Source organism: Idiomarina sp. D18, from assembly GCF_057748155.1.
In genome coordinates, this window is sequence record NZ_CM173240.1 from 1,023,513 (window position 1) to 1,046,913 (window position 23,401).

The 23,401-nt window shown below is 46.9% G+C and carries 24 protein-coding genes; 18 read left to right on the top strand and 6 right to left on the bottom strand.

Translation table 11 applies throughout. The features are described 5' to 3' along the window. From fabD to AC3AP5_RS04890, 10 genes are all read left to right on the top strand, one after another. Complete coding sequence (gene fabD, locus AC3AP5_RS04845) at positions 1-921, top strand: ACP S-malonyltransferase (RefSeq protein WP_487327119.1); 921 nt, start codon at positions 1-3, stop codon at positions 919-921. A 15-nt stretch (positions 922-936) separates the two neighbouring features. Further along, the gene (gene fabG / locus AC3AP5_RS04850) at positions 937-1,674 is read left to right on the top strand and encodes a 3-oxoacyl-ACP reductase FabG (protein WP_006955316.1); all 738 of its coding nucleotides are present in this window, start codon (positions 937-939) and stop codon (positions 1,672-1,674) included. Between the two features lie 119 nt (positions 1,675-1,793). After that, the gene (gene acpP / locus AC3AP5_RS04855; RefSeq protein ID WP_071462711.1) at positions 1,794-2,033 is read left to right on the top strand and encodes an acyl carrier protein; all 240 of its coding nucleotides are present in this window, start codon (positions 1,794-1,796) and stop codon (positions 2,031-2,033) included. Between the two features lie 96 nt (positions 2,034-2,129). Then, the gene (gene pabC, locus AC3AP5_RS04860) at positions 2,130-2,918 is read left to right on the top strand and encodes an aminodeoxychorismate lyase (protein ID WP_487327120.1); all 789 of its coding nucleotides are present in this window, start codon (positions 2,130-2,132) and stop codon (positions 2,916-2,918) included. Beyond that, complete coding sequence (gene mltG, locus AC3AP5_RS04865) at positions 2,902-3,897, top strand: endolytic transglycosylase MltG (protein WP_286682255.1); 996 nt, start codon at positions 2,902-2,904, stop codon at positions 3,895-3,897. The genes pabC and mltG overlap by 17 nt, the downstream gene beginning before the upstream one ends. Positions 3,898-3,923: 26 nt before the next feature. Beyond that, positions 3,924-4,541: a dTMP kinase gene (gene tmk, locus AC3AP5_RS04870; protein ID WP_487327121.1), complete on the top strand. Its 618-nt coding sequence runs from the start codon at positions 3,924-3,926 to the stop codon at positions 4,539-4,541. Between the two features lie 14 nt (positions 4,542-4,555). After that, a complete protein-coding gene (locus AC3AP5_RS04875) occupies positions 4,556-5,425 on the top strand; it encodes a DNA polymerase III subunit delta' (protein ID WP_488301213.1) in 870 nt (289 codons plus the stop codon). Then, positions 5,391-5,717, top strand: coding sequence for a hypothetical protein (locus AC3AP5_RS04880; protein ID WP_487327123.1), 327 nt, complete (start codon positions 5,391-5,393; stop codon positions 5,715-5,717). The genes AC3AP5_RS04875 and AC3AP5_RS04880 overlap by 35 nt, the downstream gene beginning before the upstream one ends. Positions 5,718-5,732: 15 nt before the next feature. Beyond that, positions 5,733-6,524 carry a TatD family hydrolase gene (locus AC3AP5_RS04885; protein ID WP_487327124.1) on the top strand — a complete coding sequence of 264 codons (792 nt, stop codon included), beginning with the start codon at positions 5,733-5,735 and terminating at the stop codon, positions 6,522-6,524. A 290-nt stretch (positions 6,525-6,814) separates the two neighbouring features. Next, positions 6,815-8,302, top strand: a complete 1,488-nt coding sequence (locus AC3AP5_RS04890) for a bifunctional 2-methylcitrate dehydratase/aconitate hydratase (RefSeq protein WP_348671204.1) — start codon at positions 6,815-6,817, stop codon at positions 8,300-8,302. Positions 8,303-8,325: 23 nt separating this feature from the next. Here AC3AP5_RS04890 and AC3AP5_RS04895 read toward each other — a convergent pair whose 3' ends face one another. From AC3AP5_RS04895 to sppA, 3 genes are read right to left on the bottom strand one after another with little or no spacing between them, the layout of a single operon-like run. Beyond that, the gene (locus AC3AP5_RS04895) at positions 8,326-9,669 is read right to left on the bottom strand and encodes a sodium-dependent transporter (protein WP_006955728.1); all 1,344 of its coding nucleotides are present in this window, start codon (positions 9,667-9,669) and stop codon (positions 8,326-8,328) included. 25 nt (positions 9,670-9,694) lie between these two features. Then, positions 9,695-10,705: an asparaginase gene (ansA, locus tag AC3AP5_RS04900; protein WP_006955726.1), complete on the bottom strand. Its 1,011-nt coding sequence runs from the start codon at positions 10,703-10,705 to the stop codon at positions 9,695-9,697. 38 nt (positions 10,706-10,743) lie between these two features. After that, the gene (gene sppA, locus AC3AP5_RS04905; RefSeq protein WP_487327125.1) at positions 10,744-12,594 is read right to left on the bottom strand and encodes a signal peptide peptidase SppA; all 1,851 of its coding nucleotides are present in this window, start codon (positions 12,592-12,594) and stop codon (positions 10,744-10,746) included. 109 nt (positions 12,595-12,703) lie between these two features. Between sppA and AC3AP5_RS04910 the strand changes: the two genes are divergently transcribed. Further along, positions 12,704-13,267: a nitroreductase family protein gene (locus AC3AP5_RS04910; protein ID WP_006955746.1), complete on the top strand. Its 564-nt coding sequence runs from the start codon at positions 12,704-12,706 to the stop codon at positions 13,265-13,267. Positions 13,268-13,342: 75 nt separating this feature from the next. On the opposite strand, the gene asnS is transcribed toward AC3AP5_RS04910, so the two are convergent. Further along, positions 13,343-14,743 carry an asparagine--tRNA ligase gene (gene asnS, locus AC3AP5_RS04915; protein WP_071462722.1) on the bottom strand — a complete coding sequence of 467 codons (1,401 nt, stop codon included), beginning with the start codon at positions 14,741-14,743 and terminating at the stop codon, positions 13,343-13,345. A 99-nt stretch (positions 14,744-14,842) separates the two neighbouring features. Here asnS and AC3AP5_RS04920 point away from each other — a divergent pair, with 99 nt between their 5' ends. Then, positions 14,843-15,205, top strand: a complete 363-nt coding sequence (locus AC3AP5_RS04920) for a hypothetical protein (RefSeq protein WP_006955789.1) — start codon at positions 14,843-14,845, stop codon at positions 15,203-15,205. Here AC3AP5_RS04920 and bioA read toward each other — a convergent pair. Continuing rightward, entirely contained in the window at positions 15,202-16,497 is a 1,296-nt protein-coding gene (gene bioA / locus AC3AP5_RS04925; protein WP_272978561.1) for an adenosylmethionine--8-amino-7-oxononanoate transaminase, read from the bottom strand. The two genes, AC3AP5_RS04920 and bioA, sit on opposite strands and share 4 nt — an antisense overlap. A gap of 106 nt (positions 16,498-16,603) precedes the next feature. On the opposite strand from bioA, the gene bioB reads away from it, so the two are divergent. From bioB to bioD, 4 genes are read left to right on the top strand one after another with little or no spacing between them, the layout of a single operon-like run. Further along, a complete protein-coding gene (gene bioB / locus AC3AP5_RS04930) occupies positions 16,604-17,656 on the top strand; it encodes a biotin synthase BioB (RefSeq protein ID WP_006955787.1) in 1,053 nt (350 codons plus the stop codon). Continuing rightward, positions 17,616-18,746 carry an aminotransferase class I/II-fold pyridoxal phosphate-dependent enzyme gene (locus AC3AP5_RS04935; RefSeq protein WP_487327126.1) on the top strand — a complete coding sequence of 377 codons (1,131 nt, stop codon included), beginning with the start codon at positions 17,616-17,618 and terminating at the stop codon, positions 18,744-18,746. The genes bioB and AC3AP5_RS04935 overlap by 41 nt, the downstream gene beginning before the upstream one ends. A 9-nt stretch (positions 18,747-18,755) precedes the next feature. Then, positions 18,756-19,532, top strand: coding sequence for a methyltransferase domain-containing protein (locus AC3AP5_RS04940; protein WP_487327297.1), 777 nt, complete (start codon positions 18,756-18,758; stop codon positions 19,530-19,532). 12 nt (positions 19,533-19,544) lie between these two features. Further along, on the top strand, positions 19,545-20,219 hold the full coding sequence (bioD, locus tag AC3AP5_RS04945; protein WP_487327127.1) for a dethiobiotin synthase: 675 nt from the start codon (positions 19,545-19,547) through the stop codon (positions 20,217-20,219). Here bioD and pepE read toward each other — a convergent pair. Continuing rightward, positions 20,208-20,918 (bottom strand): dipeptidase PepE, encoded by a 711-nt coding sequence (gene pepE, locus AC3AP5_RS04950; RefSeq protein ID WP_487327128.1) that lies wholly within the window; start codon positions 20,916-20,918, stop codon positions 20,208-20,210. The genes bioD and pepE overlap by 12 nt on opposite strands. 128 nt (positions 20,919-21,046) lie before the next feature. On the opposite strand from pepE, the gene htpX reads away from it, so the two are divergent. Both htpX and AC3AP5_RS04960 read left to right on the top strand, forming a co-directional pair. Next, positions 21,047-21,922, top strand: coding sequence for a protease HtpX (gene htpX / locus AC3AP5_RS04955; RefSeq protein ID WP_286682241.1), 876 nt, complete (start codon positions 21,047-21,049; stop codon positions 21,920-21,922). A 95-nt stretch (positions 21,923-22,017) separates the two neighbouring features. Further along, complete coding sequence (locus AC3AP5_RS04960; protein ID WP_487327129.1) at positions 22,018-23,376, top strand: class II 3-deoxy-7-phosphoheptulonate synthase; 1,359 nt, start codon at positions 22,018-22,020, stop codon at positions 23,374-23,376. Positions 23,377-23,401 lie beyond the last annotated feature (25 nt).

A 23,401-nucleotide genomic window follows, 5' to 3' on the forward strand; every position in this document is an offset into this window, starting at 1 on the left:
ATGACAAAAATAGCTTATGTATTTCCAGGTCAAGGCTCACAAGCGAAAGGCATGTTAGCTGAGTTAGCGCAAACAAATGATATTATTCAAACAACTTTTGCAGAAGCGTCCGAGGAACTGGGCTACGATCTATGGACTATCGCGCAAGAGGGTCCGGACGAAAAATTAAACGATACGCGGATCACGCAACCCTTATTATTAACGGCAAGTGTTGCACTTTTTCGTTTGGCGCAGGAAAAAGAGTTGAGCCAGCCTCAAGTGATGGCGGGTCATAGCTTGGGTGAGTACTCGGCGTTAACTTGCGCGGGTGTTTTAGAGTTTCGTGATGCGGTTCGTCTTGTTGCATTGCGAGGTGAAGCGATGCAAAACGCGGTCGCTCCAGGTGAAGGGGCAATGGCTGCAGTCATTGGTCTGGACGACGAGGTGATTGCTGAGTTATGTCAGAAAACGGCCGAAGATGAAGTGGTGACACCGGTAAACTATAATTCTCCAGGTCAAGTTGTGATTGCAGGACACCGCAATGCCGTTGCGCGGGCAAGTGAATTACTTAAAGAAGCCGGAGCGAAACGTGTATTGCCTCTACCGGTGAGTGTGCCGTCGCACTGTGAATTAATGAAGCCCGCAGCTGAACAACTCATGTCAGCGTTAAAAGCGGTCACTTTTAAGCCGGCATCATGTGATGTAATCAACAATGTGGATGTTTCTATTAACGATGATCCTGAGGCAATTAAAGACGCGCTAGTTCGGCAATTGTATTTTCCAGTTCGTTGGACAGAAACGGTAGAAAAGCTAGCTGAAATGGGTGTTGAGGCCGCTTATGAGGTAGGCCCGGGCAAAGTATTAACCGGTCTCTCAAAACGAATTACTAAAGCTTTTGGTTGCCAAGCACTTAATACACCTGAAGCGTTTGAAACAGAATAAGTAAAGAGGTTAATCATGTTTTCATTGAACGAACACGTTGCACTCGTGACCGGTGCAAGCCGCGGTATAGGTCGCAAAATTGCTGAGCAGTTAGCGGCTCAAGGAGCCTTTGTAATTGGTACAGCGACAAGTGACAAAGGCGCGGCGTCGATTGCGGAATACCTGGGTGATAAAGGGCAGGGCTTGGCGTTAAACGTCAATGAAACAGACGAGCTGGCGGATAAAATCAAAGATCTTGAAAAGACGCATGGTAAAATCGATATTCTGGTCAATAATGCCGGAATAACGCGAGATAACCTGATGATGCGTATGAAAGAGGATGAGTGGAATGCGGTTCTTGATACCAACCTCACTGCTGTATTCCGTATTTGTAAATTGGTTATCCGTGGCATGATGAAACGACGCCATGGTCGAATTATCAATATCAGCTCTGTCGTTGGGACGACTGGAAACCCAGGACAAGTTAATTACTGTGCTGCGAAAGCTGGATTAGTCGGCTTTTCCAAGTCGCTAGCCAAAGAAGTAGCAGCGCGCGGTATCACCGTAAACTGTGTCGCACCTGGTTTTATTGACACCGATATGACGAAATCATTAACGGACGATCAAAAACAAGCGATCTATGCTAATATTCCAGCAGAGCGTTTAGGTCAACCTGAGGAAGTTGCCTCTGCTGTGGTCTTTTTAGCGAGCAAAGGGGCAGCCTATATCACCGGTGAAACCATTCATGTGAATGGTGGTATGGCCATGGTGTAAAGTCTTAGGGGTACGACCTCTAGGATAATTTTAAATTTTTACTTTATATTTCGCGCTGGTTTCACTAAACTAGCCGAAAATTTTGACACTCGTGAAGACTATTTAAGGATTTTATAATCATGAGCACTATCGAAGAACGCGTTAAAAAAATCATCATTGAGCAACTAGGTGTTAAAGAAGAAGAAGTTAAACCAGAAGCTTCTTTCGAAAACGACTTAGGTGCTGATTCACTTGATACAGTTGAACTGGTAATGGCTCTTGAAGAAGAGTTCGAAACTGAAATTCCTGATGAAGAAGCAGAGAAAATCAAAACTGTTCAAGCGGCAATCGATTACGTGAAGTCTCACTCTGACGACTAATAAACGGCATTGCTTGCAAGATTTTGAGAGGCGACCACAGGTCGCCTTTTTTATATCAGATGGTGCTGGGATCCCTGATATAGCCGAGGTTGAGTTATGTTCGATACGCTTTACGATGCTAATGCAGGTCTCGATCGCGGAATTCAGTTTGGTGACGGTCATTTTACGACGTTAGTATTCAAACATGGACAACCGCAGCTGTGGTCTTACCATAAGCGACGATTGCTGGTTACAAGCGAACGCTTAGGTATGCGACTCGGCGATGCATGTTTTAACGACATCGCGCAAGCCGTTTTTAAGACATGCGAGAAACAGCAAAACGGTGTTATGAAAGTGATTGTCACGCGCGGAAACAGTCAACAAGGCTACCGTTTACCGGAGCAAGCTTCACCCAATTGGTACCTGACGACTTCACCATTACCCTCACGATTTAATTCATCGTGTCATGTGGGCTTTGCCGACATGCAACTCGGTGAACAGCCGTTGCTGGCTGGGCTGAAAACGCTTAACCGTTTGGAACAAGTTATGTTGCACAAAGAGCGAGCGGAAAGGGGGTTTGACGATCTGATTGTATGTTCGAGTATGGGGTACGTTATTGAAGCAATACAAGGCAATTTATTTTGGCGGCGTCATGATCGCTGGTTTACCCCTAAACTCGAGCGATGCGGTATTGCCGGCATATTGAGACAGGCGATACTGGACCAAGGGTTGTTACCCTCCGTCTCGATAGTTGAAGAAGAGCTCACTGATCTGACTGATATTGATGCGATGTTGATTGTAAATTCAGTACGCGGTGTGATTCCCGTTTCGCAAATTCATGATAAGGTTATTGATAATACGATTCCAGCGGACCTAAAAGCCTTTACTGATGAAACGTGCGCTTAAGCTCTTAATTTTACTGTTGTCTCTCTTGATCATAGCGACTAGCGCGGTGTTTGTGTTAGTCGATTGGCGATTGGCCCAGCCATTGGCCAAAGTGGACTCAAAGGATGGCGTGTTCGAAATCGCACCGGGTGATACAGCGCGTACCATTGTTACGCGCATTAACACGCGTTTTAGTAGAGACTTTGCAACGCTTGATTATCGGTTAAGCCAAGTTTTAGTGGGTGTTGATAACCTGCCAGCTGGCGTTTATCGTGTATCGCATCAAGATACGTGGCGTTCGTTATGGGCACGTATTAAAAACAATGATGAAGCATTATTTAGTGTTACGCTGATCGAAGGAAAGACGCTAGAACAGTGGCTAAAACAGCTACATGGTGCCGACTACCTCCGTCAATCAATCAAAAATACTCAGGCTTTATCCAACTTACTGAATATCAAGCAAGACTCCGCAGAAGGGTGGTTCTACCCCGAGACTTATCATTATCGTGCGCACGAAACAGATTTATCAATTTTGCGTCGTGCACATGCTAAGATGGTGACGCTTATCGATAGGGCGTGGCAACAGCGTAATACATTGTGCGAAGTACAGTCGCCGTATGAACTACTTATTTTAGCCTCGATTATTGAGAAGGAAACCGGCGTGTCGGGTGAGAGGCGCATGGTGTCTAGCGTATTTCATAACCGACTCCGCAAAGGGATGCGTTTGCAGTCCGATCCAACGACGATTTATGGAATTAATAATTTTGATGGCAACCTGACGCGGGCACATTTAAGGGAAAAAACACCGTATAATACCTATCGAATAGATGGTCTGCCACCAACACCGATTGCAATCCCCAGCGAGGCATCAATATGGGCAGCAGCACAGCCTGAACCGTCGGAATACTTTTACTTCGTCGCCAACAAGAAAGGTGAACATGTGTTTTCTAAAACCTTAGAGCAGCACCAACGTGCGGTGAACCGTTATCAGTTAAATTAAGAGACCGAATAGGGAAAAACGTTTAAATGGAAGGGAAATTTGTCGTCATTGAGGGCTTAGAGGGCGCCGGTAAAAGTTCTGCCATAGCGAGCGTTGTAAGCCACCTTCAAGCCAAAGGTATTCGTACCGAGACCGTAAGAGAACCGGGGGGAACACCCATGGCCGAGGCTATTCGCAGTCTTGTAAAGCAACGTTGGGAAGAGCAAGTTCAACCGGCGACCGAATTACTTTTAATGTACGCAAGCCGTGTGCAGTTGGTAAAAACAGTTATTGAGCCTGCTCTTGAACAGGGAGCCTGGGTTATTGGTGATCGTCATGATCTTTCCTCGCAAGCGTATCAGGGGGGAGGTCGCGAGCTAGGTGCCGAATTACTGGAAAAGCTAAAGGACATTGCGCTCGGCTCTTTTGTGCCCGATCTCACGTTATATTTGGATGTTGACGAGGAGACAGGCTTACAGCGTGCTCGTGGTCGCGGAGAGCTCGACCGTATTGAGGAAGAGGATATTGAATTCTTCCGACGCACACGAACTCGCTATTTAGAACTGGCTAAACGCGATCCAAACATCGTCATAATCAATGCAAACCAAGAAATGTTAAACGTTCACCAAGCCATATTAAGAGCGCTAGAGGAGCATTTGTTTTAATGAGCTTTCCTTGGATGAGACAACCCTGGCAGCACTTATTGGCAGCCTTTAAGGCGCAACGATTATCTCATGCTTACTATTTTAAACATGCTCCCGAACAGGGTACTGAGGCGCTTGCGCAGGAATTTATCTCTTTGTTGTTATGTCGTCAACCAGGGCAAAGAGCCTGTGGACGCTGCAAGGCGTGCTTATTACGTCAGGCCAATAATCATCCGGACGTAATTCAGTTTAATGTGGATGAAAAGCAAAGTACCTTAGGTGTAGATGAGGTGCGGCGCCTAACGCGTTTTATTCATCAAACAGCCAACCAAGGCGGTCGACGTGTCATTTACCTTGAAGTTATGGATAGAATGACTGAACAAGCCGCCAATGCTATTTTAAAAATTTTAGAAGAGCCGCCAGAAAATGTCGTTTGGTTATTGTCTGTTGAGCAACCCGAGCGAATTTTAGCGACTTTACGCAGTCGAATGCAGTGGATCCACATTGCCTTACCTAAGCCTGAATACGAATCTGAGCAACGATTAGCTGAACAGTTGATCAGTGCCATCGATAAGCGCTCACCTTGGCCCGCTTTAGGAGCCAAACATAGCTTGCAGCAATGGCTTGACGTAAGTGAGCATGTTTTAACGGATTTATGGCGGGTGAGTGCTACAGCACCTATCGCCCAGCTGACATTTCCTGACTGTTACGAAGCCTATCGTTTGATAGTGGTTAATGGCTTAGGCGGATTAGCTCCGCTTGAGGAAAAAATACGCGATATTCGACAATTAAGACAGTTATCAACACAAGCCCGCGGGCTTAATATCGCTATAATCTTGCAGAACCATTGGTTAACTTGGACGCAAGAATATGCAACTGATCCCACAGCTGAGCTATACCTTTGATTCAGCCGAGCAACTCGCACGGCACATCACACAAATCGATAGCCAGCTTATTCTTTGGTGTCCCGTATCGGCTCAACCCCATCATGATGTGCGTATCAGTATTTTATTGCCCGACCACCTACCACCTTACGTCGGTAAATTAGCGCGCAGTGCGCACCTGATTGGTATCAATGGTATTCATTTCGCCGGGTTCATGATCAATGAGCAACACGCCTTATTACGAATGCGCTGTTTAGCCTTGATTCAGCCTCATCGGCAATTATGTGGTACCATTTTAGCTAGGTTGTTTTAGTATTTAGGAGCAAAAATGTTTGTCGACTCCCACTGCCACTTAGACAAAATCGATCCAGATAAAATTGGGCTGACTTTGCAACAAGTGGTCGACAACGCGCGCGCACAGAAAGTTGAGAAGATTTTGTGTGTGAACGTGACCTTAGAAGATTTTCCTCATATGCGAGATAGCGTGGTGGAATTCGATGATGTGAGTATATCCTGTGGTTTACATCCACTTTATGTGAATGATAACAAGACGCCACTTGCTGATATGCATGGACATCTTAAACAGCTATCAAGTGAACCTCGCGTGGTAGCTATCGGTGAAACCGGGTTAGATTACTTTTATGATCCTGATAGCAAAGCGATTCAGCAACAAAGTTTTGCAACACATATCGATGTCGCCGTTGAACTAGATAAACCTCTGATCATTCATACACGCGATGCGCGAGAAGACACATTGGCTTTGCTTAAAGATGGTCATGCTGAGCGTTGCGGCGGTGTTTTGCACTGCTTTACTGAGACTTTGGAGATGGCCGAGCGCGCGATTGAAGAACTCGGGTTTTATATTTCGATTTCAGGTATCGCAAGTTTTCGTAATGCGCAAGCGCTTAGAGATGTGGTTAAAGCACTGCCGTTGGAACGTCTATTGATTGAAACAGACAGTCCTTGGCTTGCTCCTGTACCGCATCGCGGCAAGCAGAACCAACCCGCTTATGTGACCGATGTCGCAAAATGTGTCGCGGATACTAAAGGTGTATCGTTAGAAGAGGTTGCTCGGGTTACGACGCAGAACTTCTACAACCTGTTTAAAGGTTGTGCATAAGTTGTTGGCATGCTGTGATTTAAATGCGACTACAAGCGCTAATCAATTGATTCATTAAATTTTTAAAATTTATTTAAATTAAGTAGATCTTTCAAAAATCTGTTCTAGACTAAGATGTAGTGGCTACTTTTTAGCCACTTAATAGTTTGATTAGCGCACGGCTCATCATTTGAGCCATTCCCCTATACCCGAGGCTATTCATTTGCTTCGGGTTTTTTTTGTCCGATGTCAGCGATCGAATCTCGCCACAGCAACGTAGCCATGTAATAAATATAGCAGGGAGGTGATACGTGTCGGATCAATTTGATAGTAACGAGCGTCCAGATTTTGATATTGAAATCAAGAACATTGCTGAATACGTTGCTACGCCACTGAAAGCGAGTGATGAAGCAAAAGATACCGCTTATGCATGTTTATTAGATTCGCTAGGTTGTGGGCTACTCGCACTAAGATATCCAGAATGTGTCAAGCATTTAGGTCCGCGATTGGGGCTCAACGCAAACTCAGGACAGGTCCGTGTGCCTGGAACACACTTTCAACTTGATCCTGAGAAAGCGGCTTGGGATATCGGTTGCATCATTCGTTGGCTAGATTACAATGATACGTGGCTTGCCGCAGAGTGGGGACACCCCTCCGATAATCTCGGCGCTATTCTCGCCGTTGCCGACTTCGTGAGTCAACGAAATCGCGCGGAGGGGAAAGCGGCCATTGGTCTGGATACTGTTTTAGAAGCGATGATCAAGGCGCACGAGATACAAGGTAATTTAGCAATAAAAAACAGCTTTAATCGGGTTGGTTTGGATCATGTAGTGCTCGTTAAGGTCGCAAGCACAGCGGTCGCTACTTGGCTTATGGGCGGAAACCAACAACAAATTGAAGTCGCTTTGTCGCATGCATGGGTCGACGGTCAAGCGCTGCGCACATACCGTCATGCGCCTAATGCGGGCTCGCGCAAATCTTGGGCGGCTGGCGATGCATGTGGGCGCGCGGTTCGGCTTGCCGATATTGCATTAAGAGGTGAAATGGGGATCCCAGGCGCGTTGTCGGCGCCTCAATGGGGGTTCTATGATGTCCTCTTCAGCAAAACTAATCGAGACCAAAAGGTGAAGCCCGAAAGCGAGCGGCGGTTCTTTTTTGAGCGTGATTACGGGTGTTATGTTATGGAAAACATTTTGTTTAAGCTGAGTTTTCCGGCCGAGTTTCATGCACAAACCGCCTGTGAAGCAGCTATTAAATTGCACGAGCAGGTAAAAGATAGATTAGACGAAATTGAGCGCATCGAAATAACTACACATGAGTCAGCTATACGTATTATCTCTAAGCGTGGCGCACTGAATAACCCCGCCGACCGTGACCATTGCCTACAATATATGACCGCAGTATGTCTCGCCTACGGTGAGCTCACAGCTGATCACTACGAGGATAGCTTCCATGAGCAGCATCCTAAAATTGACCAACTTCGTGAGTTAATGGAAGTCACTGAAAATGAATCCTTCAGTGCTGATTACTTAGATCCGAATAAACGTTCGATTGCGAATGCGGTGCAAGTATTCTTTAAAGATGGAGGAAAAACAGAACAAGTGACTGTTGAGTATCCGATCGGTCATAGGAAACGCCGAGAGGAGGGTATGGAAGTGTTAAAATCCAAGTTTTTAGCCAACTTGAAGACTTGCTACCCTGCGCAGCGTGCGAATCATATTATGTCTCAGTGTGATGATGCTTCATCGACTTTGAGGATGACCGCTGACGAATTTATGCAGCTATTTTCATTAGCCTAACCATGGCGTTATCTGGCAAGGCTCTAGCCTTGCCAGATAACGAGTGCGATGAGTATTGGACAGATAAACTTCACGTACCATGGCCAAATTTTCCAGAAAAGTGACCGCTCAATATCTTCTGCACCTTGCTGCAACGCCTTAAGCAGTAAGTGTTGACGCAAAATCCAAGTCAACATCACACCAAATACCAAGGCCATAATGGGCTGCATATAAACCGTACTGAAAGTAATGACGGCACCAAATAACGATTCGAAATTAACGACAATCACGCCAGAAATTAAAGTAACTATTGTTGCAATAACCCAAGTCCCAGAGTGTCGCTCAAGATTAAGCTCTTCACGTAACGCATTGACAGGTGCTTCAAGCATTGAAATGGATGATGTAATTGCGGCTATCAGCATTAGCAAAAAGAATGCAAACGCAACAAACAGACCAGCAACACCTAAGCTATCAAACATTGCCGGGAGCACAGTGAATACGAGTGTGTCTGCGGATTTTAACGTGCCATCTGCCGCGTAGATTTCTACGCCATTATTTTGTGCGACAAACATAGCCGGTAATATCAGAAGGCCCGCTAAAAACGCAACACTGGTATCAATTAGCGTCACCCAACCGGCAGTTTTAGGAATGTTTTCTTGATTGGAAAGGTACGCGCCGTAGGTCATCATCACGCAAACACCCAGCGAAAGGGAAAAGAATGCCTGTCCCATTGCGCTGATAATCAGTTCCGGTTTAAAAACCTCACTGAAGTCTGGACGCAAATACATAATCAAACCTTCAGAGGCACCCGGTTGAGCAAGAATATAAAAAGCCATACCAATTAGGAGCACAAATAGCATTGGCATGAGCCGCCGAGACCAACGTTCTATCCCTTGATTGACACCACCGCGAACGACATAGACGGTCAACAACATGAACACAAGCATCGCAATTAAGTTGCGCTCAACACTGAATTCAGTAAGCCAAGCTGCTGTTGCGTTTAGTCCAATAAGTGTCATGAGTGGAGCCAACATATATGATAAAAGCCACCCCGAGACAATCGCATAAAAGCTCAAAATAAGCGCTAGTACTAACAATCCGACAATACCAGCGATAGCGCCAAACATACGTCCAAGTTTATGTTCAGACATCGACCGTAAGGCATCAATAGGGTTGGTGCGCTTGAGCCGTCCAATGGTGATTTCAGCAACCAACATGGGATAGGCGAGTAGCAATATCATGACGAGATATACGAGCAGGAATGCCCCACCACCGTTACTAGCGGCCTGAGTGGGAAAGCCCCAAATATTGCCAACGCCTACCGCGGAACCCGCAGCGGCAAGTATGAAGCCTAAACGTGAGGCAAAAGCTGGTTTTTGAGTTGCCATATACTGTTCTTATTATTGTTGTAAATTATTGTGTTAGTTCGCCGCGCAAGTCCGTTGTAATGTGTTCAATAATGGCTTGGCGAGAGAGGTTTTGTGATAACAGATAATGCAACTTAGTGAGCGCTGCTTCAATTGTCATATCACTACCTGAGACAATACCCAGTTGCGCGAGCGCGTTGCCCGTAGCGTAACCATCCATGTTGACTCGACCTTTAAAACACTGCGTACAATTAACAATTATAATGCCTTGATCGATGCCACGCTTAAAGCTATCGAGTAGCTGTTTATCCTGTGGCGCATTACCAACACCGTAACTTTGAATGATGAGCGCCTTTACCGGTTGCTGCATCATATTATCAATTAACTTTGCCGAAATGCCAGGATAGAGCATGACAACGCCAATTGGCTGAGGCGTCATTTCTGCTACGGACATGGGGACCGTAGGCGGTTTACCTAACTCACCGGCATTGAGCTTTATTTGAATTCCGGCTTCCAGCAAGGAGGGATAATTAGGTGACGAGAACGCATTAAAACCATTAGCATCGGCTTTAGTGGCGCGGTTACCTCTAAATAAGGTGTTGTTAAAAAACAGGCTGACCTCATTTATCGGATAGTTAGCGGCAATATATAACGCATTAAGCAAATTAATTTGCCCGTCTGATCGTAAAGCAGAGAGCGGTATTTGAGAGCCTGTCACAATCACTGGTTTGCTTAGGTCTTGCAACATGAAAGAGAGAGCGGATGCGGTATAAGCCATGGTATCAGTACCGTGCAGTATGACAAACCCGTCGTACTGATGATAGTTACGCTCTATATCTCGCGCGATACGAACCCAATCGCTAGGGGTCATATCTGACGAGTCCATGAGCGGTGTATACTCATGGATATCGAAGCGAGGCATTTCATCCCGGAAAAACTCAGGTAGATTTTCGACACATTGGCTCAGGTGTCCCGCTGCTGGGACATAACCCTGAGCCGATTTCTTCATACCTATGGTACCGCCTGTATAGGCGACGTAAATATTCTTACGCTCCAAACTCTACTCCAAAGGGTGACTGTGTGTTGAGACACAGTTTACCGCGGTTGGACGCACAGTGCACAGTAGGTATAGATATTTTTTGGATCATTAAAGTTTTGCAACGCCTGAGACTCGCTCACAACATGTCTTACGTTACGAATCAACCAGTTTTGTTCATTAGATACGAACGGCCATGATAGGCTTGTTTGACCCATCAAATTGGCGAAAAACTGTTGTTGCGGGCTTAAATCTTGAGTAATAGTGTTAACCGTATAATCATTTAAATCCGCACGTTTAGCTGCCGCCTGTATGGCATCATCAAAGTCACCTAAGTTATCAACCAGGCCACGCTCCAGTGCTTGACGTCCTGTCCAAATACGACCTTGTGCCACGTCGTCGACAGCTTCAGGGGTCATATTGCGTGCTTCGGCGACCATGGTGATAAAGAACTTGTAAAAGTTCTCAGTTGAGCGTTGCAAGATACGTGCTTGACTGTCGCTGATACCTTCAAGGGTATTCAGTGACTCAATTTCTGTGGTACTCACGCTGTCACTATGTACGCCAATTGCAGCAGCACTGTCTTCCAACGTCATGACCAAGCCAAATACACCGATTGAGCCAGTGATTGTAGTTGGCGCCGCCCAGATTTCGTCCGCTTCAGCGGCAATCCAGTAGCCACCAGAAGCGGCGACACTGCTCATTGACGCAATAACGGGGATTCCTTTTTCTTTTAGCTGCAGAATTTCTTGACGAATAATTTCTGAAGCGAAACCACTACCACCCGGTGAGTCGATGCGCAAAACGACTGCCTTTGTACGTTCATCCTCACCTGCTTTACGCAATAGGGCAGCTGTGCTGTCACCGCCAATCATGCCTGCGCGCTGTGTGCCATTGACAATTTGCCCACGGGCTACCACAACCGCAATTTGATCTTTCTTGGATTCAGCAAGAGGGTTAAGATCTTCATCAGGTTCAGTAATGTAGGATGAAAAACCAATGTTACGGAAGGTTTTCGCATCTTCATCGTAACCTGACAGGTTAATCAACTCATTGCGAATTTCGGTGCGTGTTTTAAGTGCGTCGACAAGGTTGGTATCGAGTGCCATTTGCGCCATATCGCCATTCGCTGATTCAAACGCCGCCATATAGTCGTCAAGCTGACCGCTAGTGATAGTGTCTGAAAGTTGACGTTGTGCGGTGACATCTGCTTTGAAGTTTTCCCACATCGCATCATACAAATATTCGTTCGCTTCACGCGCTTCGTCGGACATTGAATTACGTATGAAGGGTTCAACCGCTGCCTTATAGGTACCGACCTTAAATACGTGTGGCTTGACTTTAAGCTTATCGAGTAGCTCTTTGAAATAGACTTGGGAATAATCAAACCCATCAAAAGCGACTGAACCTAAAGGGTTTAAATAGACTTTATCCGCGTACGAGGCGAGATAATATTGGTACTGCTCAAAGTAATCGCCAGCAGCGATGATAGGTTTTTTACTGGTTTTAAAATCACTCAGAGCCTCACCAACGGCCTGTAACTTATTCACACCACTTGGGTACAGTGCCGAAAGGTCGAGGTATAATGCACCGATGCGATCATCAGTTTTCGCTTTCTCGATGGCATCAATGACGTCTGATAATAGGACCTCAGGGATCTCATCTTCAGCACCAAATGCACGATTAAAAAATTGGTCGACCGGGTCACGGTATGTCTGTTCTTCGACCAAGATACCGTGAGGGTTCAATACGAGTACGCTATTGTCAGGTACTTCAACGGGATCTTCTTCACTGACAAGAACGGCGATAAAGCCGACTAATAATGCGAAGAAAATGATATTAAGGATTACAACGCGTAATCCATTGATGATTCGCCAAATATATTTAAATATAGAGCCAATAAAACGCATAGGGCCTTCCTAACTTAAGATATTATTCCGTAGCTTATACAATCCGTATGGGCATAACCAGAGTAAGAATGTAACGAAGCATGACAAAAGCAGAAAAAATAGAGGTAATATGGACGCGCTAGAACTGCTACAGACACGCTCATCAATGCCGCGCTTAATAGAACCAGCGCCAACCCCCGAACAGCTTGAAATCATTAAAAAAGCTGCTGTGAGAGTACCCGATCACGTGAACCTAAGTCCCTATGCATTTTATCAATTTATGGGGAGTGATCGACAAATACTGGCGGACATCTATCAACAGGCTGCGAGGCTTAACGATTTTTCCGAAGAACGAGTTGAACAAGCGGGCCAAATCCCATTTCGGGCACCACTTATCATTACTGCCTGTTTGCGTTATCAAAAGCACGATAAAGTGCCTCGTGACGAACAGTTTGCTACCACAGCCTGTGCGCTGATGGCGATGCAACAGGCGGCTTTTGCACAAGGGCTTGGGGCTATTTGGCGTACGGGTTGGCCAGCTCAGAGCGACTACGTGCGCGAGCAATTTAAATGTAGCGCAGATGATGAAATTGTAGGTTTTCTTTACATTGGAACGCCCGCAGTACCCACACCTATAAAACCTGAGAAGGACTATTTGCCTTACTTTTTAACCGCGAGCCAAGTGGGCGAGTAGCGCAATAGAGTGTCAATAATAAAAAAGCCAGCAGTTGCTGGCTTTTTTATATTCATATTGGATAAGCGGGCGAGCTTAGAACTGTGCCGATTTGGGCGCACGCGGGAAAGGGATCACATCACGAATATTTTGCATACCCGTAACGTAAGACACTAAACGCTCAAAGCCTAAGCCAAAACCTGCATGTGGCACAGTACCGTAGCGACGCAAGTCGCGATAGAACTCGTACTCTTCAGCTGGCAGGTCCATTTCCGCAATACGCTGGTCGAGCACATCAAGGCGCTCTTCACGCGCACTACCGCCAATGATTTCGCCAATACCTGGTGCTAATACGTCCATCGCTGCAACGGTTTTGCCGTCTTCGTTCTGACGCATGTAAAAAGCTTTGATATCACGAGGGTAGTTCTTCAAGATGACAGGCGCTCCGACGTGCTCCTCGGCTAAATAGCGCTCATGCTCCGATTGTAGGTCGACTCCCCATTCAACTGGGTACTCAAATTTCTTACCACAGTTTTTCAAGATCTCGATGGCATCCGTGTAGTCCATGTGAACAAAGTCACTGTCGACCATACGTGTGAGGCGCTCGACCACGTCTTTATTAATGCGTTGCTCAAAGAACGCCATATCGTCAGGGCGTTCTTCAAGTACCGCTTTGAAGACATACTTCAACATGTCTTCGGCAAGGTGCGCGACATCATCGAGGTCGGCAAACGCAACTTCTGGCTCAACCATCCAAAATTCTGACAAGTGGCGACTCGTGTTTGAGTTTTCCGCTCGGAATGTCGGACCAAAGGTATAAACTTTGCTCAATGAGCATGCATAGGATTCAACGTTGAGCTGCCCCGAGACCGTTAAAAACGCTTCTTTACCGAAGAAGTCTTGTGAGAAATCAACATTACCTTGCTCGGTTTTAGGGACATTCATCAAATCAAGCGTCGAAACACGGAACATTTCACCGGCGCCTTCACAGTCCGACGTAGTAATAATCGGTGTGCTGACCCACAGGTAACCGTGCTCGTGGAAAAATCGGTGGATGGCTTGAGACAATGTATTGCGTACGCGCATTACAGCACCGGTCACGTTGGTGCGCGGGCGTAAATGAGCGTATTCGCGCAAATACTCCATGCTGTGGCGCTTAGGTGCCATCGGATAGGTATCGGGATCTTCGACCCAGCCATATACCTTTACGCCAGTCGCTTGTAGCTCAAACGATTGACCTTTACCTTGTGACTCAACCACCACACCGGTTACAGCGACTGAACATCCAGTCGTTAATTTGAGCACTTCGGACTCATAATTAGGTAATTCAGCAGGCACAACAGCCTGGATGGCATCAAAGCATGAGCCATCATGTACGTTAATAAATGAAATACCCGCTTTTGAATCACGCCGCGTCCGTACCCATCCACGGACCGTAACTGTTTCATCAACGGCGACTTTTCCTGCTAACACATCCACGACAGAAGCATACGACATGGGTTAGAAATCTCCGAAATGCAAATTTAACTAAATAAAGGTTGCTATGTTACCTGTCTTTGGCACAGACTCAAGTAGGATCCTATTAAAACTGACGATATGCGTAGCAATGACAGTAAACGATTGCAGAAATTGGGTGCCTGGCGGCGAGTCATGGGGACGCTTTCTATCCTCGGCTGGCTTATTTTTATTGCTGCATTGATAGTCTATGACTACGCAAAACCGGAAACGGGTACATTACTCAGTGAATGGTTGGATGTAGACCTTCGTTCAGGTTGGATTGCGAGCCTAGCTCAGCTTTATCTTTTCCTAATGGCGCTGGGGCTTGTAGTGAGTTGTGTCGCGTGTGTGCTGAATATATGGCTCCACCGAAGACGTCGAACGCATATATGGGTGAATACACTGATACTGGGGCTCGCCAGTATCAGTGGCTTATTATTATTCTTTTACGGTTTTAGCTAATTAGTGGTTGTTTCAAGGTAGACCGCAATCGCATGCGTAAGCTTACTGAGTTGCTGTCCGTTGATGCAGTAGGGTGGCATAATGTACATGAGACGACCAAATGGACGTATCCACACACCGAGCTCGACAAAAAGTGCTTGCGTGCGCGCCACATTAACAGGTTTATTCAGTTCAACAACGCCGATTGCACCCAATACTCGGACATCCGCAACACTCGGGTGACGCTTTAATGGACCAAGTTCCTCGCGTAACTGGCATTCGATACGCGGTACTTGCGTTTTCCAGTCACCGCTTTGAATTATGGTTAAGGACGCGTTTGCGACGGCACAGGCAAGTGGGTTTCCCATAAAGGTAGGTCCGTGCATTAATGCGCCACCGCCTTGTCCCTGACCAATGGCTTCTGCAACCTTAGCATGTGTCACCGTTGCGGCTAACGTCATATAGCCTCCGGTCAGTGCCTTACCGACACACATAATATCCGGTACGATACCGGCATGATCGCAGCCAAATAGTTGACCCGTGCGACCGAACCCCGTGGCAATCTCATCTGCGATCAACAAGACGTCATAATGATTACAGAGCTCTCTCAACTGCGTTAAATACTCTGGGTGATAGAATCGCATTCCGCCAGCACCTTGCACTACGGGCTCGATGATCACCGCGGCAATCTCTGTGTGATGTTGCTCCAGCTCTTGTTGAATACTGCTTAAACTGCTGGGCTCCCATTCATCGTCAAATTCCACTGCCGGACGCTCGACAAAATGCTGGTTACATAAAGCGTGACGAAACATATGATGCATGCCATTAACCGGATCGCACACTGACATAGCAGCAAACGTATCGCCATGATAGCCACCACGAATGGTTAATAATTGGTTTTTCTTGGGCTGCTCGATAGAGAACCAGTATTGGAGTGCCATCTTTATCGCGACTTCGACGCTGACTGATCCCGAATCCGCAATAAACACGCGGTCAAGAGGTGCAGGTGTGAGGTCTATTAAACGCTCAACCATGTTGATTGCGGGTTGATGGGTGAGGCCACCAAACATCACGTGACTCATCTTATCGGCTTGCGCATGCAATGCCGCATTGAGTTGAGGATGGTTATACCCGTGAATAGCGGCCCACCAAGAGGACATACCGTCCACCAAGATTTCGCCGGATGACAGCTCAATTTCGCATCCGCTTGCGGATTTGACATGATAACAAGGTAAGGGATCCGTCATAGAGGTGTAAGGGTGCCATATGTGTTGCTGGTCAAACTGGATAGCTTGCTGTAACGAGTTGCTCACTTTATAACCTCTTGTAAAGTTTTGCGTTCGTAAAAAATTGACAGTTTATCGATTAGCAGTAATCTAGTCGAGCATGAGAAGCCAATAAATAAAAGAGAACAGCGATATGAGCGCGCAAATAAAGACAGAAGTGAGAAATGACTGGACGCCGGAAGAGGTCAGCCAATTACTGACAATGCCTTTTAACGACTTGGTGTTTCAAGCCCAGACTGTTCACCGTCAGCATTTTGATCCTAATCAAGTGCAGGTCAGCACTTTACTATCAATTAAAACAGGTGCGTGCCCCGAAGATTGTAAATACTGCCCACAAAGTGCGCATTACCACACGGGGCTTGATCGTGAGCGGCTCATGGCCGTTGAAAAAGTATTGCAAGAGGCACAACTCGCAAAAGATAAAGGTGCGAGCCGCTTTTGTATGGGGGCTGCGTGGCGAAATCCAAAAGATCGCGACATGCCTTATGTTATTGAGATGGTGAAAGGTGTAAAAGAGTTAGGCTTAGAAACCTGCATGACGCTTGGTATGTTATCGCCCGAACAAGCCGCTGCGCTGCAACAGGCAGGGCTTGATTATTACAATCATAATTTGGATACCTCGCCCGAGTTTTATGGCGACATTATCACTACCCGTACTTATCAAGACCGACTCAATACTTTGCGTAATGTGCGTGATGCGGGTATGAAAGTCTGTGCGGGCGGTATCGTTGGGATGGGTGAATCCGTTGAGGATCGTGCATCATTGTTGGTCCAGTTAGCTAATTTGCCCAAGCACCCTGAAAGCGTTCCAATTAATATGTTGGTTAAAGTGAAAGGTACGCCGTTTGAAAACCTAGACGATTTAGATCCGATTGATTTCGTGCGCACCATTGCTGTTGCACGTATTTTGATGCCTGCTTCGCATGTGCGTCTGTCGGCAGGTCGCGAGTACATGAGTGATGAAATGCAAGCCATGTGCTTTCTAGCCGGCGCAAACTCTATTTTCTATGGTGAGAAGTTGCTCACCACGAGTAATCCCGAAGCCGATGCCGACCTGCAATTGTTTAACCGTTTAGGTATTACGCCAGAAACCCGTGATGGCTATGACGATGAAGTCCATCAAACCGTCATTAACGAGGCGATTAGTGAACAACAGCAACCGCCACTTTATTACGACGCGTCTTGAGCAGCGTCGCGATTCAAATCTCTATAGAACGCAGCAGGTGCGCACCGCCAGTGTGCGACCTGCGCAGTTGTCGTCGAATGATTATTTGGGTTTAGCGCAACATCCACGGGTAAAAGCCGCGGCACAACAAGCAATTGATAACTGGGGAGTGGGAAGTACAGGCTCCCCCTTGTTGAGTGGCTACACCCAGTTGCATCAACAGCTTGAAGAAACACTGTGCGACTGGTTGGGGTTCGAGGATGCTATCCTGTTTAATACAGGATTCGCGGCAAATCATGGTGCCATTACCTGTTTATTGCAGGCGCATTGCCAAGCACAGGGCGGACGCATTTACGCTGATCGCTTGATACACGCGTCCATGGTGGAAGGCATGTTAAATAGCGGTATTCGATTTAAGCGCGTGCCTCACTTAACTTGGCCATCAACAGCTCAAACTCACGACTGGTTTATCAGTGAAAGTATCTACAGCATGGATGGGGATCGGCTTAGCATTGCTCAAAGCCGGGACTTCACTGAACAATCACCTGTTCAGTGGTTACTGGATGACGCACATGGTATTGGTGTCATCGGAGAGCACGGTGAAGGTTATCTAGGGCAGCTCAACCAACAGGTTAAGCTGGGCACCATCACCTTTGGAAAAGCGCTGGGTGCCAGTGGGGCGGCGCTTGTTGGCAGTCGAGATGACATCGACGAGATTCGCCAATTTTGTCGCGAATATATTTATTCGACTGCGATGCCACCGATGCAGGTGGCAGCGATACTCGCATCGATTGAGATTGTTAGAGGACGCGAAGGGCAGTTACGAAGAGATGCGTTAAACGAGAGAATTTGGCGAGTGAAACAGCTTATCAAAAAGCATCAGTATCGCTCGGTAGATTCTGATAGCGCCATTCAAACTATAATTTTGGGCGATGAGGCCAGAGCGATGGCTGCAGGCCAACAGTTAAAGCAAGCCGGTATCGATGTCAGCGTCGTGCGCCCACCTACAGTGCCAAAAGACACAGCGCGTCTACGTATTAGCCTCAATAGTACGGTTGATATGAAGATGATTGATGTGATGTTCGATCATCTTAATGCAGAAAGGACATAACCGGTGACAATGCAACCTGAACAATGGCTCACTCAAGTAGCTAAGCGCTTTGATAAAGCAGCCACGACATATACGCAATTTAATAAAACACAGCACGTCTTTGCGCAGCGTTTATACCAAAAAGCACAAAGTAGCAATCTGGGCGACTGCTTAGATCTGGGGTGTGGACCGGGTTCAGAAACACAGCTACTACTTGAGCACTGTCGTAATTACCTCGGTGTTGACCCCGCTGTGGGCATGCTGGCTCAGGCGAGCAAGTTGTTTCCGCAGGTTGCGTATAAGCAGGGTAGCGCAGAATGTATTCCGGCAGAAAATGCTCAGTTTGACACCGTATTTGCTAATTTTTCATTGCAATGGTGCCCTGATATAAACACCGTGGCGAATGAGCTTTGTCGTGTCACTCGGTCCGGCGGTCAAGTACTGATGAACACTTTACTCACGGGGACGTTCGCTGAACTTGTGGACGCCTATTCAGCGCTAGATGATAAACAGCACACGATAGCTTACCGCACACAAGCTGAAGTTGAAGCTAAGTTCCGTCAAGCAGGATTTGAAGTTGCCAGTGAGGTTGTCGTTTATACGGATTATTTTGAGCAGTTTGAGAGTTTACTGCGCCATATAAAAGGTGTGGGTGCGAGCCAAACACCACAGCAAGATCGCGGTCTAATGACGCCGACACGATGGCAAAAATTGAAAGCCAATTATGAGCAAAAACGCACATCAAAAGGACTCCCATTGACCTGGAAAGTGCTAGAAGTAACATTAATTAAAGACAAGATGTATTAATTAAAGGTTAATATGAAAGTTTATTTTATTACAGGTACTGACACAGACTCTGGTAAAACTGTTGTTACCCAAGCTGTGTTACAACACCTTGCAGACAAAGGGCTCAAAACGCTGGCTATGAAGCCCGTTGCGAGTGGTTGTGACTGGGATGGGACGCGCTGGATTAATGCTGATGCGACCAATGCACGACGCCATATGACGTTGGATTGTGATTATGGTTTAACTAACCCATTTGCATTTGAGCCGGCAATCGCTCCTCATATTGCGGCACAGGAAGCCGGTGTCTCATTATCACTTGAGGATATGCTGCAGCAGTTTGAGCGACTTGTTGCGTTGAACCCCGATGCCATTGTTGTTGAAGGAGCCGGTGGTTGGCTTTTACCGCTCTCCGAGCGATTAATGATGCCCGAGTTTGTAAAAGCAATTAATGCTGAGGTCATTCTAACCGTGGGCATGAAGCTTGGCTGTCTGAATCATGCGATGCTTACTGAACAAGCGATATTTTCATCGTCAGTGCCTATTTCTGGCTGGATAACTAATCAACCCACTGTTGAACCCATGGCACGACTTGAACAGAACCTCGACACCCTAAAGCAGCGTATGGCGAGTTCGCACCTTGGCTCGATAAGCTTTGATGCGAACTGGCAAAACTTGGCACTCGGGCACTTAATTAATTTACCCGATTAATGTGCGAATGCGTTCTAAGTTGTGTTGAATCTGTTTGCCCGCGCTATCAATGAGCACGGGCTCTGCATCTCCGCGCCAGTAACACTCTCCGGTCCGTATTTGGAGCCCTGTACCCTCGGGCAAACCCAAGACTGTTTCGGCGCTATTGAGTGCGATAAATTCGTTGAGGCGATCATCGCGCGTTTCGCCATTAAAGCCAGGTGGATGATAGTCGGTGTAATGTGGATTCATTTGTAGCTCAACTAAACGCAGAGCATTGAAACTTGGTGGCTCAACAATCGGCATATCATTGGTGGTTTTGATCGTTTTACCCGCAATATTTGAACCTGCACTCCAGCCAACATAGGGAGTCCCCGCATTTACGGTATCGCGAAGCGGCTCAATCAGCTGTTGTTGATAAATTAAATTCAATAACTGAAAGGTGTTGCCACCACCCACAGCAATTGCTTGGGCCTCACGCACGGCTGCTATCGGATCGGCATATTCCTCTATACCAGTGACGGCCACGTTAACAGGTGCAAGCGCGTTGCGAACTTTATCGGTATATTGGCTATGCGTCATACCCACGCCTGCATAGGGAATAAAAAGCACGGTTGCATCGCCTACGGCGTTCTTAATCCATTCTCTGTTGTGGGCAAGATAGTCGGTATCTCCGACGCGAGAACTGCTTAAAAGTAATAGATTCTTATGTTGTGTCATGGGTTAGCTCTAGTTCTAACGTGAATAATTAAAATATTTTACGTATTCGCCACTAGAAATGTAAGCCAATCACCCATATTTAGCATATCATCTAGACCGATTTGTCCTGGCTTACTGAGGGAATGTGTATGCAACGCATCTTGCTGTTTTTGATGACCAATATAGCCATTTTGGTGGTCGTTAGTTTCGTGTTTAATATCATAAGCGCTAACACGGGTCTCACCGTGCAAAACCCGCTAGGGCTTCTAATACTGTGTGGCTTGTTTGGCTTTGGTGGTGCCTTCGTATCACTATTTATTTCGCGCTGGATGGCGGTTAGGGCAACAGGCGCGCAAGTTATCGAGCAACCGCGGACACCGGCTGAACGCTGGTTGGTTGAAACGGTTAAGCAACAAACACAAAAAGCCGGTATACCGATGCCACAAGTCGCTATCTTCCCGTCTCACGCGCCTAATGCATTCGCCACCGGTCGCAGTAAGTCTGCTTCTCTGGTGGCTGTCAGTACCGGGTTGCTTGAACAGATGAATCAAGATGAGATCGAAGCGGTGTTAGCGCATGAGGTGAGCCACATTGCTAACGGTGACATGGTGACATTGACGCTGATTCAAGGCGTAGTGAATACGTTCGTGATGTTCTTTGCTCGCATTATTGCGAGTGCGATTGATAACGCGACCCGTGGCAATAATCAGCAAGGTGGCGGTCTTGGAACCCTGGCATACTTTGGGATCGTTATGGTGCTAGAGATCGTATTTGGTATTTTGGCGAGCATCATCGTGATGTGGTTTTCACGCAAACGTGAGTTTCGTGCTGATGCGGGGTCGGCTCAACTGGTTGGTAAGCAAAAAATGATAGCCGCACTCGAGCGTTTACAGCGGGGGCAGGAACCTGAATTAAAGGGTTCAATGTTGGCTTTTGGTATCAACGGTAAACGCAGTGGCTTGAGTCGTTTGTTTATGTCACACCCGCCCTTGAGCGAGCGAATTGATGCATTACGCAGAATTTAAATAAAAACTTAGCATTCACGCGGGGTTGGGCATTGCTTTTCACGCCTGACCTCGCTAGATTGGTGGTTTCGATAACCACAACTGGATAGGATGTTATGAGCCAGTGGAGTGCACGTAGTTGGCGTGATAAACCCATCAAGCAACAGCCGCAATACCCAAACAAAGAACACTTACAACACGTTGAGTCACAACTGAGTCAATTTCCGCCATTAGTGTTCGCAGAAGAGATACGTGCGTTACGTAGTCAGTTGACGGATGTCTGTCATGGCGAGGGCTTTTTACTGCAAGGCGGTGACTGCGCTGAATCGTTTGCAGACTTTAATGCACCAAAGATCCGCGATACATTCAAAGTGATTTTGCAGATGGCCATCGTGATGACCTTTGCAGGTTCGTGCCCAGTGACTAAGGTCGCACGAATGGCCGGGCAGTATGCAAAACCACGCTCAAGTGATCTTGAGACGATCGATGGTGTGAGCTTACCGAGCTATCGCGGTGATATCATTAATGATATGGCATTTACTGACGCGGCTCGCACGCCTGATCCAGAACGCATGTTGAAGGCTTACCATCACTCTGCAGCAACGCTAAATCTTTTGCGCGCATTCGCTCAAGGCGGCCTCGCTAATTTGCATAAAGTTCATAAGTGGAACTTGGGCTTTTTGGCCGCGAACCCACTGAAAGAACGCTATCAAGAGATTGCCGAGCAAATTCAGTCCGCGCTTAAATTTATGGAAGTGTTGGGAATTAATGCTGAAAATAATGCAACCTTACATGAAACTCAGCTATTCACCTCACATGAAGCCTTATTATTGCCGTATGAGCAAGCTTTGACACGTACCGACACATTGACCGGTCTACCCTACGACTGTTCGGCGCACATGATCTGGATTGGTGAGCGCACTCGCCAACTTGACCACGCGCATGTTGAATTCATGCGTGGTATTCACAACCCGATTGGCGTCAAAGTGGGGCCGACCATGGATCCTGACGAGCTAATTCGATTAATCGACGCGGTCAATCCTGATAATGAGGCAGGCCGTCTAACGCTCATTTCACGGATGGGAGCAGACAATTTAGCCGACAACCTTCCGCGTCTGGTTCGACGTGTACAGCAAGAAGGCCGGAATGTGGTGTGGTCGAGTGATCCTATGCATGGCAACACAACAAAAGCGGATAGTGGGTTGAAAACACGTAACTTTGACGCCATACATAAAGAATTACGTCAATTCTTTGCGGTACATCAAGCAGAGGGAAGCTATGCAGGTGGTATCCATCTGGAGATGACCGGCGAGGATGTGACAGAATGTACAGGTGGTGCGTACCAAATTAGCGAAGCTGATTTATCCAGCCGCTACCGCACCCAATGCGACCCCCGGCTGAACGCCGACCAAGTGCTAGAGCTTGCCTTTTTAGTGGCTGAGTCACTCGGGGCCGCACGAAATGGGCACGGTTAATTCGCCACTATTTTTGAGTAACTTT